The 12,352-nt window shown below is 58.9% G+C and carries 13 protein-coding genes; 2 read left to right on the top strand and 11 right to left on the bottom strand.

The window, feature by feature from the left end; translation table 11 throughout:
- Positions 1-5 precede the first annotated feature (5 nt).
- The 7 genes from KTQ42_RS06835 to KTQ42_RS06865 all read right to left on the bottom strand — a co-directional run bounded on the left by KTQ42_RS06835 (position 6) and on the right by KTQ42_RS06865 (position 6,973).
- Positions 6-800: an ATP-binding cassette domain-containing protein gene (locus tag KTQ42_RS06835; RefSeq protein ID WP_217344834.1), complete on the bottom strand. Its 795-nt coding sequence runs from the start codon at positions 798-800 to the stop codon at positions 6-8.
- Positions 797-1,633: an aliphatic sulfonate ABC transporter permease SsuC gene (gene ssuC, locus KTQ42_RS06840; protein ID WP_217344835.1), complete on the bottom strand. Its 837-nt coding sequence runs from the start codon at positions 1,631-1,633 to the stop codon at positions 797-799. Before ssuC ends, KTQ42_RS06835 begins: the two co-directional genes overlap by 4 nt.
- An 11-nt stretch (positions 1,634-1,644) precedes the next feature.
- A complete protein-coding gene (gene ssuD, locus KTQ42_RS06845; RefSeq protein WP_217344836.1) occupies positions 1,645-2,799 on the bottom strand; it encodes an FMNH2-dependent alkanesulfonate monooxygenase in 1,155 nt (384 codons plus the stop codon).
- A gap of 15 nt (positions 2,800-2,814) precedes the next feature.
- Positions 2,815-3,798, bottom strand: a complete 984-nt coding sequence (locus KTQ42_RS06850; RefSeq protein WP_217344837.1) for a sulfonate ABC transporter substrate-binding protein — start codon at positions 3,796-3,798, stop codon at positions 2,815-2,817.
- Between the two features lie 137 nt (positions 3,799-3,935).
- Positions 3,936-4,520 (bottom strand): NADPH-dependent FMN reductase, encoded by a 585-nt coding sequence (gene ssuE / locus KTQ42_RS06855; RefSeq protein ID WP_217344838.1) that lies wholly within the window; start codon positions 4,518-4,520, stop codon positions 3,936-3,938.
- A 40-nt stretch (positions 4,521-4,560) separates the two neighbouring features.
- Complete coding sequence (locus KTQ42_RS06860) at positions 4,561-5,568, bottom strand: sulfate ABC transporter substrate-binding protein (RefSeq protein ID WP_217344839.1); 1,008 nt, start codon at positions 5,566-5,568, stop codon at positions 4,561-4,563.
- A gap of 148 nt (positions 5,569-5,716) precedes the next feature.
- Positions 5,717-6,973: an MFS transporter gene (locus tag KTQ42_RS06865; protein WP_217344840.1), complete on the bottom strand. Its 1,257-nt coding sequence runs from the start codon at positions 6,971-6,973 to the stop codon at positions 5,717-5,719.
- Between the two features lie 749 nt (positions 6,974-7,722).
- Between KTQ42_RS06865 and KTQ42_RS06870 the strand changes: the two genes are divergently transcribed.
- A complete protein-coding gene (locus KTQ42_RS06870; protein WP_217344841.1) occupies positions 7,723-7,926 on the top strand; it encodes a cold-shock protein in 204 nt (67 codons plus the stop codon).
- A gap of 338 nt (positions 7,927-8,264) precedes the next feature.
- Here the strand turns inward: KTQ42_RS06870 and KTQ42_RS06875 are convergent, their stop codons facing one another.
- Complete coding sequence (locus KTQ42_RS06875) at positions 8,265-8,942, bottom strand: response regulator transcription factor (RefSeq protein ID WP_217344842.1); 678 nt, start codon at positions 8,940-8,942, stop codon at positions 8,265-8,267.
- Between the two features lie 349 nt (positions 8,943-9,291).
- On the opposite strand from KTQ42_RS06875, the gene KTQ42_RS06880 reads away from it, so the two are divergent.
- On the top strand, positions 9,292-10,200 hold the full coding sequence (locus KTQ42_RS06880; RefSeq protein WP_217344843.1) for a flagellar brake protein: 909 nt from the start codon (positions 9,292-9,294) through the stop codon (positions 10,198-10,200).
- 38 nt (positions 10,201-10,238) lie between these two features.
- Here KTQ42_RS06880 and KTQ42_RS06885 read toward each other — a convergent pair whose 3' ends face one another.
- From KTQ42_RS06885 to KTQ42_RS06895, 3 genes are all read right to left on the bottom strand, one after another.
- Positions 10,239-11,123: a DMT family transporter gene (locus KTQ42_RS06885; RefSeq protein WP_217344844.1), complete on the bottom strand. Its 885-nt coding sequence runs from the start codon at positions 11,121-11,123 to the stop codon at positions 10,239-10,241.
- 259 nt (positions 11,124-11,382) lie between these two features.
- Positions 11,383-11,718: a hypothetical protein gene (locus KTQ42_RS06890; RefSeq protein ID WP_217344845.1), complete on the bottom strand. Its 336-nt coding sequence runs from the start codon at positions 11,716-11,718 to the stop codon at positions 11,383-11,385.
- A gap of 409 nt (positions 11,719-12,127) precedes the next feature.
- On the bottom strand, positions 12,128-12,268 hold the full coding sequence (locus KTQ42_RS06895; protein WP_217344846.1) for a hypothetical protein: 141 nt from the start codon (positions 12,266-12,268) through the stop codon (positions 12,128-12,130).
- Positions 12,269-12,352: the final 84 nt, after the last annotated feature.

The raw sequence follows: 12,352 nt of genomic DNA on the forward strand, positions 1-12,352 counted from the left end.
GAAAATCAGATGGCCCAACCCAGCTGGCTGGCGCTCGCGCTTGCCATGGGGTTGAGGGCTAAGGCCGACACCGGCTGGCGCAGCACCCGCGCCAGGATGGCCTCCTCCAGCCGTGCAAATTCCGGATTGCCGCGGGAACGCGGCCGTGGCAGGCTGATGCGCTGGTCAAGCGTGATGCGGCCGTCTTCGATCAGCAGCACCCGGTCCGCCAGCGCCACCGCTTCCTGCACATCGTGGGTGACCAGCAGGGCCGTGAAGCCGCGTGCCTGCCACAGGTTTTCAATGAGCTGCTGCATGTCGATGCGGGTCAGCGCATCCAGCGCCCCCAGGGGCTCGTCGAGCAGCAGCAACTGCGGATCGTGTGCCAGCGCACGGGCCAGCGCCACCCGCTGCCGCTGGCCGCCGGACAATACCGCAGGCCAGTCCCGTGCCCGCTCCTCCAGGCCGACCTGGCGCAGCGCGAGCGCGGCGTCGGTGCCACGCGGCAGGCCCAGCGTGACGTTGTCGCGCACCCGCCGCCACGGCAGCAGCCGGGCATCCTGGAACATCACGCGGGTCTCGGGAATGGTGCCGCCCTCGAACAGGACGCCGCCTTCGTCGGGCCTTTCCAGGCCGGCGATCAGGCGCAGCAGCGTGCTCTTGCCGCAGCCGCTGCGCCCCACTACGGCGATAAATTCGCCGGCCGCAACCGACAGGTCGGTGCCGCGCAGCACCGGCCGGCCGCCATAGGACTTGCTCAAGCCATGCAATGTGAGCCTGGCGCCGCCGCTTGTACCCGCTTCATTTGCCCTCGCGTTCATGCCGCCTCCTTTCGATATGCCGGATGCCAGCGCAGCCAGTGGCGCTCCAGCGTGCGCGAGGCCACATCGGCCAGCTTGCCCAGCAACGCATACAGCAGAATGCCCACCAGCACCACATCGGTCTGCAGGAACTCGCGCGCATTCATGGTCATGTAGCCGATGCCGGACTGCGCCGAAATGGTCTCGGCCACGATCAGCAGCACCCATACGAGGCCCAGCGAAAAGCGCACGCCGACCAGGATGGACGGCAAGGCGCCCGGCAGGATCACATCGCGATACAGCGGCCAGCCAGACAGGCCATAGCTCCTGGCCATCTCGATCAGGCCGCGGTCAACCGACCGTATGCCATGGAAGGTATTGAGATAGACCGGGAAGAACACGCCCACGGCCACCAGGAAAATCTTGGCGGTCTCCTCGATGCCGAACCACAGGATCACCAGCGGGATCAGCGCCAGCGCGGGAATGTTGCGCACCATCTGCAGCGTGGTGTCGAGCAGGGTCTCGGCGCTGCGAAAGCTGCCGGTCAACAGGCCCAGCAGCAGGCCCAGGCCGCCGCCGATCACGAAGCTGTAGATGGCACGACCGAGGCTGGTGCGCACATGGGTCCAGAGCTCGCCCGAGGCGGCCAGCGATCCGAAGGCCCGCGCCACCGCCAGCGGCTCGGGCAGGATGCGGCTGGATAGCCAGCCCAGCTGCGCAGCGATCTGCCAGCCGGCCAGCAACAGGACAGGCACCAGCCAGGGCGTGAGGCGGCTGGCCCAGGCTGCCAGTCGTGGCGCCTTGCGGCTTGCGGCCGAGGCCGGGTGGCCCAGGTCGGCGGGAATCGCGCTCATGCCTTCTCCCTTCAGCTCTGCGAGACCTTGGGATAGAGGCCGTTGGCAACCACTTCACCAAACGGACCCGACAGATTCTGCCCGGCCACCGCCGCCCTGCCCTTGCCCAGCAGCGGGAATACCAGCTCGGCGAAGCGGTAGGACTCTTCAAGGTGCGGATAGCCGGAGAGGATGAAAGTCTCGATGCCGAGTTCCTGGTATTCACGCATGCGCTGCGCCACGGTTTCCGGGTCGCCCACCAGCGCGGTGCCGGCGCCGCCCCGCACCAGGCCGACGCCAGCCCACAGATTGGGCGAGACTTCCAGCTTGTCGCGGCGGCCGCCATGCAGCGCGCTCATGCGGCGCTGTCCTTCCGAATCCATCTTCGAAAATGCCGCCTGGGCGCGGGCGATCACGTCATCATCCACATGGCTGATCAGCTCCTCGGCAGCCTTCCATGCGGCTTCACTGGTTTCGCGCACGATCACATGCAGCCGGATGCCGAAGCGCAGCGTGCGGCCATGACGGGCGGCGCGCTGGCGCAGGTCGGCGATCTTTTCCGCCACCGCGGCCGGCGGTTCGCCCCAGGTCAGATACACGTCGACCTGTTCCGCGGCCAGTTCATGCGCCGGTTCCGACGAACCGCCGAAGTACAGTGGCGGGTAAGGCTTCTGCACCGGCGGATACAGCGTCTTCGCGCCCTGCACTTTCAGATGCCGTCCCGCGAAGTCGAAGCCCTGTTCGCCGCCCTCGCCGGCCAGGGTGGCGCGCCAGATGCGCAGGAATTCATCCGAGATCTCATAGCGCGTCGCATGGTCGGCGTCGATTCCGTCTGCCAGCATCTCGCCCTGGTCGCCCCCGGTAACCACATTGATCAGCAGCCTGCCATTGGATAGTCGATCGAAGGTAGCGGCCATGCGCGCAGCGAGGCCGGGCGAGGACAGGCCGGGCCGGATCGCCACCAGGAACTTGAGGCGGCGCGTCTCGGCAATCAGGCTGGAAGCCACTACCCAGGCGTCCTCGCAGGAACGGCCGGTGGGCAGCAGCACGCCGTCGTAGCCCAGGGTGTCGGCGGCCACCGCGACCTGGCGCAGGTAATCATGGTCGACCGGGCGCGCGCCCTTGGTGGTGCCGAGATAACGGCTGTCGCCATGGGTGGGAATGAACCAGAATACATTGAGCGTCATGATTTCTCCTGTCGGTTACTTGCTGGCGCTTGCGGCGAGCGGCTGCCAGACGATGTCGGCGATGCGCAGCGGCTTGGGAATGAGCCTCAACTGGGTGAATACATCGGCGATGCGCTGCTGCTCGGCCACCACTTGCGGCGAGATGAGCTTCACGCCATAGCTGTAGCGCTCCACCGCCAGGTCGACCGTGGCCGCGTCCAGCCCGGTCTGCGCCGTCAGCACCGCAGCCGCCTCCTTCGGATGGGCACGGCCCCAGTCGTCGACACGGGCGAGCTCTTCGATCAGGATGCGCACGATCTCGGGATTGCGCTCGGCGTAGGGCCTGGCGGCCAGGTAGAACTGGTGATTCGATACCAGGCCGGTGCCGTCGGCCAGCACCCGCGCGCCGAGCTGCTTTTCGGCAGCGGCCAGGAACGGGTCCCAGATCACCCAGGCATCGACACTGCCGCGCTCGAAGGCGGCGCGCGCGTCGGCCGGAGGCAGGAAGACCGGTGTGATCTCGCTGTATTTCAGCCCGGCCTTTTCCAGTGCCCGCACCAGCAGGTAATGCACGTTCGAGCCCTTGTTGAGCGCAATCTTCTTCCCCTTCAGGTCGGACACGGCTTTCAGGCCCGAGTCCTTCGGCGCCACGATGGCTTCCGAGCGCGGCGCCGGCGGCTCATTGGCCACGTAGACCAGGTCCGCTCCCGCCGCCTGGGCAAAGATGGGCGGCGCTTCACCGACGGTGCCGAAGTCGATGCTGCCGACATTCAGGCCTTCCAGCAGCACCGGGCCGGCCGGAAATTCTGTCCATTTCACCGTGATGCCCTGCGCCGCCAGGCGCTGGTCCAGCGTGCCACGGCCCTTCAGCAGGGTCAGCGTGCCGTATTTCTGGTAGCCGATGCGCAGCACCGCCTTGTCCTGTGCGCCGGCTGCGCCGGCAAACACGCCCAGCGCGGCGGCCGAGAGAAGGCCAAGCGCGCGTCGGCGCTGATAGTCTGGTCTGGTCTTGATGGTCATGCTTGTTTCCTTCCTGAATGGTATTCGGTGCGGATCGTCCAGATGGTGCCGATCGCCGGCATGCATCCTCCCCGGCCGCCGCAAGGGCAGCCTGCGCATGCAGTGAGGGGAGTGGATACGAGGGGGGTGTAGCCGCGTCAGACGCTACATCGCACCTGGGAGAAAGGCACCGGCGCGTGGACGGCTGCATCGCGCAGCGTCAGCAGGCCGGCAGCCAGGCGCTCGACGCCGTCGGCCATCCGGGCCGCGATGTCCGCATCCAGGTTCAGGCCCTGTTCCTCGCTCCACACGACCTGGGCATCGGTGGCATAGATGCTGGGCAGCACATGGCGTGCGCCCAGGGATGAAAGCACCGGACGCAAGGCATAGTCCAGCGCCAGCATGTGCGACTGGCTGCCGCCGGTGGCCAGCGGCAGGACCAGCTTGCCTTTCAGGCCGTCCTGCGGCAGCAGGTCGAGAAAGGCTTTCAGCACGCCGCTGTAGGCCGCCTTGTACACCGGCGTCGCGATCACCAGGGCTTGCGCCTGGGCCACCTCGGCCGCTGCGGCGAGGATGCCTTCGTTTTTGAAATCGGCCTTCAGCAGCGCCTCGGCCGGCAGATCGCGCACCTGCAGCCGGCGGCTGGCATGGCCCAGCAGCGCAAGCCGCTGGCCGGCGTAGTGCAGCAGGCGGCCGGACCGGGAAGGCATCGACGGGCTACCGGCCAAGAGCAATATGGTCATGATGCGTCCTTGAATTCGCCGATGGATAAAGGCCGAAAGCTTATTTTTTGCCCGGCTGGTAAATCTGGTCGAACACGCCGCCATCCGCGAAATGCGCCTTCTGCGCATGCTGCCAGTCGCCGGCCACCTCGGCCAGCGTGAACAGCTTGAGCTTGGGGAACTGGGCCGCATACTTGGCTGCCGCCTTCTCGGTGGCAGGACGGTAGTAGTTCTTCGCGATGATTTCCTGGCCTTCATCGGTGTACAGGAACTGCAGATAGGCTTCGGCCACCTTGCGGGTATTGCGCTTGTCGACGTTCTTGTCGACCACCGCCACCGGCGGCTCGGCCAGGATGCTGGACGATGGCGCGACGATCTCGACCTTGTCCGGGCCCAGTTCCTTGATGGCCAGGATGGCTTCGTTCTCCCAGGCGATCAGCACGTCGCCGATGCCGCGTTCGACGAAGGTGGTGGTGGCGCCGCGCGCGCCCGAATCCAGCACCGGCACGTTGCGGTAGAGCTTGCCCAGGAAGTCGCGGGCGCTGGCTTCATTGCCGCCCGGCTGCTTCAGCGCATAGCCCCAGGCCGCGAGGTGATTCCAGCGCGCGCCGCCCGAGGTCTTGGGATTGGGCGTGATCACTGACACGCCGGGCTTGACCAGGTCATTCCAGTCCTTGATGCCCTTGGGATTGCCCTTCCTGACCAGGAACACGATGGTGGAGGTATAGGGCGAGGCATTGTGCGGCAGGCGTTTCTGCCAATCCGGGGCCAGCAGCTTGCGCTCGCCGATGGCATCGATGTCATAGCCCAGCGCCAGCGTCACCACGTCCGCTTCCAGGCCGTCGATCACGGAGCGCGCCTGCTTGCCGGAACCGCCATGCGACTGCCGCACCTTCACGTCGTCGCCGGTCTTGGCCTTCCACTGCGCGGCGAAGGACTTGTTGATGTCCTGATAGAGCTCGCGGGTTGGGTCGTAGGAGACATTGAGCAGGTTGACCTCGGCTGCATGCAGGGCCGGCGCGGCCAGGGACAGGGCAAGGGCGAGGGACAGAAGCGACTTGTGCAGCATGGCGTGATCTCCGAAAGCATGTTATCTGGAGAACGCAGATTACTGTCCACTTGCCTGGAGACCAACGAATCATTTTGCGCGCGCTTATCACTTGGGATCATAAGGACAATTTCGCGCTTGCATATGCGGCGAGCGCATAAGGCGGGGGTCAGTTCTTGCCGGCAGGCACGATGGCTGCTCTTGGAAAGCGGTCCATGGTGCGCAGGATGGGGAAACGCCACATCCATACGGCCGTGACGCCCAGCGTCAGCGCACCGCCCAGAAGCACTGCGGGCACCAGGCCGAACCAGCCGGCGGTGATGCCGGATTCGAATTCCCCCAGTTCATTGGAGGCGCCGATGAAGACCGAATTGACCGCGCTGACACGGCCGCGAATGCTGTCCGGCGTCTCCAGCTGCACCAGCAGGTGCCGCACATACACGCTGACCATATCGCCTGCGCCCATCATCGCCAGCGCCGCCAACGACAGCGGCAGGATGGCGGATTGTCCCAGCACCAGAGTACCGACACCGAACAGGGCGACGCCGCCGAACATCCAGAGCCCCACCCGGCGCGTGATCGGAAAGAAAGTAAGCAACACCGAGGTCAGCGCAGCGCCCACGCCGGGCGCCATGCGCAGCATGCCAAGCGCGGTCGGGCCGGCATGCAGCACATCGCGCGCCAGCGCCGGGAGCAATGCGGTGGCGCCGCCAAACAGCACGGCGAACAGGTCCAGCGAAATCGCCCCCAGCACCACGGGGCGCGACCAGACGAAGCGCAACCCTTCCAGCATGCTATGCCAGGACACCGGTTCGCGGCCGCCGGGCTGCCGGGTGAGCGTGCGGGTCATGGCCATCAGGATCACCGCCAGCAACAGCAGGCCGGCCACGATGGCGTACACTACCTTGGGACCGGCCAGGTACAGCAGCCCGCCCAGCACCGGTCCGGCAATCACTGCCACGTGGAAGGTCGACGAGCTCAGCGCCACCGCGCGGCCGAAGCTGGCCTGCGGCACCAGATTGATCAGGATCGCCTGCGTGGCCGGCATCATGAAGGCACGGGCGCTGCCATATAGCACCAGCACTGCAAAGATGGGCCAGACCGTCTCGATTCCGCTGAAGGTCAGCACGAACAGCAGCGCGCCGCATAGCAGCTGCGCCAGCATGCAAATCACAATAATCCGGCGGCGCTCGTAGCGATCCGCCACATGGCCGGCCAGCAGGATGAGGAGCAGGAACGGCGCAAACTGCGCCAGCCCGATCAGGCCGAGGTCCACCAGGCTGCCGGTCATGTCGTAGACCTGCCAGCCTATCGCCACGCTCTGCATCTGCACCGCCAGCGTGCCGAGTACACGCGCCATCAGGTAATACAGGAAATTGCGTTGGCGTAGCGGGCTGGGGGCCGGAGAGCTGAGAGAGTCGGACATGCAGGCTTGGGCGACGAAAGTGAGCGGCCGTGGAGTATACAGGGCTGCAATGGCTTCCGCTTTCTGCGGCAAGGGTACGTTGCCCTTGCCATTCAGGCCACGTAGAGCGGCAGCGCACGGAACCCTGCGTGACAACACTCATTTATCGAGGTTGCCTCTTTCCCGCCATCCTTTGTTCATTAATCGGTCGATGTTGACGACATCACTACGGCTGGCAGTTTTATTAAAGAATCACGAAATCAAGGGCAACGAGAGATCACATCGATCGTTGGTATTTTCCAGCTGCGAGATCGTGTCACTTTTCGTGATAGTGCCTGCGTGAAGTGCGCAACCGTGTGTGGAAAGCCAAGTTCATCGAGCCGTGCTGTCGGGACAGGCTTGAAATTCCACAAGGTTCGATTGTTCGATTTTTCACAACGAACGTGCAGCGTCGTCATTCACTGCTCCTCTGCGTTGGCCAGCTTTTGAGAGCCAGGACGAGGCAAATAAGCGTAGCTATTTGGTCGACAATCGATCAATAAAATAGGCCTATTTTATTCCTCACAATCAATTTCACGATGTGACTGTATCCAGCGTGGATAGACTCAGGCGTGCCCCAAAAAAATTCTTGACCGAAATGAATGTCTGGGTCAACAATTACCAACTATTGGTAGCAGTATGTTGTAATCATTGGTACCAAAATCTCCCGGTTAGCAGTAAAGCGTTGCTGCTCCGCCGGGCTCATTTTTCCATTGAAATAGGAACGCGATATGGCAACTGGCACCGTGAAGTGGTTTAACGACTCCAAGGGTTTCGGCTTTATTACTCCAGATGGCGGCGGAGAAGATCTGTTCGCTCACTACTCTGCAATACAAATGCCTGGTTTCAAGACGCTGAAAGAAGGACAAAGGGTTGACTTCGACCCAATCCAGGGCGCGAAGGGAAAGCAGGCTGCGAATATCCAGGCTGTCTAACGGGCAGCAATCAGCGGCGCACTTCAAGTTCTGTCAGATGCGCCGCTCCTCAATGCGCCATATGGCTCCCACGTGTTTGGCCGGAATCACTCGTACGTGTGGCATCTATTGTCGATTGCGACATCTCAATTGCGGTAAGGCTTACACATTAAGCCGGTTCCATGCAGCATGAGATTTTCATCACTCCCGTCCCACACTCCACAGAGTCCAAGTATACATTTGCTCCTTACAGCTAACCGAGTTAGCTTCGCAATACATGCGTTTCGGTAACTTATATCCTCGTTCTTGAAAGTCGAATTCTTGTCTGGGTCCCATTAAAGACGAAGGGTTCGGGAATTTTAATCGCGCAATAGCCCTAATTTGGTCGCCTCATAAACAGCCTTGCCCCTGGAACCAACGCCCAACTTCCGATAAATATTCCGAACATGTTGAGCCACTGTATGAGAAGAAATAGATAGATTGGCGGCAATTTCCAGAAATGCGAGTCCTAGGGCGAGTTCACGTAACACCTGACATTCGCGCTCCGTCAGTATCCCAGAGACAGCAAAAACCTGGCGTTTCATGGACGCTGGCTGATTCTTTTTTCCCGACCTCTGTTTCCGGACAACATGGATGAGCTTTTTTGCCACCACAGGACTAAGAGGCGAAGCGCCTGCATATAAATCATGCAGTGCAGAAATGAACGCTATCGGCTTAGTACTTTTCAAGAGATAGCCCGCTGCTCCTCTTTCGATTGCTGAAAGAATATTTATCTCATCATCGGAGCTGCTGATAATCATTGCATTTGAATCAGGCCGAAACGAAGTAATTTCAGAAAGCAAATCAAGTCCACTCAAATCCGGCAATGCGAGATCAAGCAAGTAAATATCGGCGTCAACTTCACGAACCAATTTCAGGCCTTGATGACCATTTATGGCTGTTCCTACAAGCAAAAAATCAGAGTCAGAATGGATGAGTTCAGTAAGATAGGACAAAAATTCTGGTTGAACCTCGATGACAGCAATAGTGATCGGCATGATTAGTTTTAATATCGCTGTTCCCAGCTTTAACGACTCTAGCTATTTGTTGGCGCGAAAGTGTAACTTATATCATCGCATCAGATTCACGATTTAATGTAGCTGTCAACTTGTAACCACCGCAAAGAGACACAATCCTTCCTGGCATCTTTTAAACCACGAAAAAAGCCGATTCCTGACGACAGAAGAAGCCAAAAGAAAAAAATTTCCTTAAGACAAGTGGAATTCGTGTACGATTTCGTCGTAGGCAAAACTTCAAGACGCCAGCGGATTTTTTGCATTGCGAATGGCAACAATGGCGAGGTTTCATTGCTGCAATCTGCACAGATCGAGAATACACACAGAAAGCATGGCTTCGAATCTCCTGGTCCCGGTACCGGCTCACCTGCTCAGCGTTGGTAAAGCTCTTCCACGCTCTATCTACTCCGCCAACGGCGAGTTGTTGTTGTCACAAGGCTTTGTGATCGAGTCTGTAGAGCAGATCGCAACGTTGGTCGGTACTGGCTATCTTCGGCAGACCGAATTCGATGGCAGGGTTGAAAAAGCCAAGCCAGGCGTGACCGATAGCAGCCCCGCCACAGCCGTTCAAACCGCTGCGCAGGATCACGGCAGTGATGAAAAAGTATTGATGGATGATGTAAGGTGGCAGGTCGGAGAAACTTTTTTTCTTCACCAGCAAGGCCTGTCTGCAAGATATACCGCAAGATTTATCGGATATATTAAAAATCGGACCGTCCTGGTCACAATGCCTATTGTCGATGACAAATATGTGCTTATTCGTGACAGCCAAATGTTCATTGTGCGCGCCTTTTCGGGAAAGAAGGCATATGCGTTTAGTGCGTTCGTTGTAAAGTCAGTCCATTCTCCCCATCCTTACTTGCACCTGTCGTATCCAAAAGAACTCAGCTGCGCCACCATACGGCACCGGGCGCGCATACCGGTAAGCATCATTGCTTCTATTTCGATGAACAATCAGGAAGAAAGCGTGGCGGCAGTCATTGCTGACATGAGTCTTGGTGGTGCTTCAGCCAACATCAAGCATCCGTTTGGCGAAGTCGGGCAGCGAGGCCGGATTAAATTCAAGATCAATGCAGTCGGTGAAACCGTATACGTCGATCTCGGCATCATACTCAGGTCAATTGTCCCCAGTGATAATGGCGGTGGATGCAAACACGGCTATGAATTCACCGACCTTTCCACCCACGACCGACTGGTGTTGTCGGCTTATTTCCATCAAGCAGAAATGGAACGGAATTGAAATAATGTCGCGGTGGGCGGCTGCGCCATGAATAAAGGTTATGTATTTTTTCTTATATTCAACCAAGCCGTGGCCCCTCCGCTCATTGCGATCATCAGCATTCCTATCCATGCCCAAAAGTCGGGCGCGTGGTCAAAGAATAGCCAGCTCATCAAGCCGGCAAAGCCGATCTGGGCATAGGTGAAAGGCATGAGGCTTGAGGTGCCAGCCCGGCTGAACGCCATAATGAGCAGCAAATGGCCCACTGTTCCCAAGATGCCAATCAAGAACAACATTCCAGCGTGGGAAGCGCTTGCCTCATTAAAGAAATCGAGTAATTCTCTTCTCTCAAGAATAAGAAAGGGAAGGAGCAGCAAGCTGCCAGTCATGCCACTGTAAAGCTGCGTCGTATAGGGATTTTCGAGTACAGCCAGTTTGCTTGTGATCAGGCTATAGCCGCTGGAAATCACCATTGCCAGAAGCGGAATGACAACTACCCAACCAAACAGCCCGCTTCCTGGCCGGATTACGACAATCGTGCCCAGAAACCCGGTGGTAACCAGAACCCAGCGCAGTTTCCCAATACGCTCCTTGAACAGCCATCCAGCACAGGCAGTAATCAATACCGGGGACAGCATGATGATTGCCGTGAACTCGGCAAGTGGCATCTTGCGCATGCTAAAGAAGGCCAAAACACTAATCGATGCCAACAGCACGCCCCGCAATAGCTGAAAACGGGGATGCATGGTCCTGAAGCCAGAAGCGCCGCGCAATTTTGCTACCACGGCCGCCATGATGCTGGCCTGGATCGTGTATCTGCACCAGAGCACCAGAACGACAGACATGAAGCCGCCCAGATACTTGGTCGCCGCATCCATGGAAGAAAAGAGGAAAGTGGAAGCCACAATCATCGTGACGGCGGCCGAGGCGTTGGGATTGCTCATTCTCGCCATCATAACGCAGCGGAATTAATTTACATACAGAAAGTATTTGAAGGGATAACGCGTCCGCTGTAATGCCGTGGCAGCATTATGTGAAGGAAAGAAAACCGGCCGTTCTACGAGGAATTCTTAAATGGTGCTGTAGGTCCAGGCTCATGCATCTGCGTAAAGTGCTGCGCATGAGCCCGGCAAATGAAGGAAAAACGAGGAACGATCGATTTTCCCTTCCCAGGAAATACGCATCCCTACCTCAACGGGAGACCTAACTGTGCGCAGTGGCAAACAACATGTCTTCGCGCGCGGGTGCGGAGACAGTCTGCTTTCCAGTGACACGTCTAGATACATCCAGCACGCCGCGCTTGATCAGTATTTTCCGGATGGCGCGGTGAGCGCCTTCTGCTTCTGGTTTGTCCTCAAGAAACGCATCCATAGCAGCCAAGGCAATGTCGTCCATTTCTTCTTCGGAAAACGAGTGGAAAAGTTTTGTGGCAAGCACTTCGATAGTCGTATCCGATGTGCAAACCAGCTTACCCGCATTTTTTGCCAGTACGGCCCGTATGTCGCGCACGGTAATCCCGAAAGCCATTTGCAGCGGCATGTGTATCTCCATTGAACAGTTTGCAATAAAGCACAATATGTCCATATGGTATCGACATGGTTATCAGCCTGATATAGGACAGACTCTTGTAAGGATGTAGGAAAGGGCGAATGGTTTTGTCAGCCAAGCTTGAAGTGGCCGCCTGCCCTATGCCATCAGGATCGGCGCCAGCGATTTTCGGAAAATCCTGCTGTTACTGATTCAAAGATCCATTTTTCTCCACACAATCGGCAAACAAAGTATTCAGGGCGGGCATTCTTTTGCCTGAACCATGATCTCCGAGGCCTGCCCAGACTCTGCAAGCCGGCGTGTCCGTGCTTATCATGACGGCCTTGTGCCATGGCCAGGCAAAGTGCACATTTCATGAAAGCGCCAGTTCGTATGCATGCCTTACCCCGGCAAGATCAATCTACGCGGTGGGAAATACAGGCGGCACAGGCAGTTCCTCGTCGTCAGCAGCCGTGCCAGGAGGTTGGTTGGCAGGCGGAATGGAAGGACTGATATCCGGGTCGGGTTTCTGAAAAAGAAAGCCATGCTCAATAAACTTCATAGGGTTGCTCCTAATGGGATATTTCCATCGTAGGACATTGGAGTTCCTGCATCATTGCGCCTTATCAGCGCGTGACAAGTGAAC

This window comes from Noviherbaspirillum sp. L7-7A (assembly GCF_019052805.1).
In the GTDB taxonomy this organism is placed as follows: domain Bacteria; phylum Pseudomonadota; class Gammaproteobacteria; order Burkholderiales; family Burkholderiaceae_D; genus Noviherbaspirillum_A.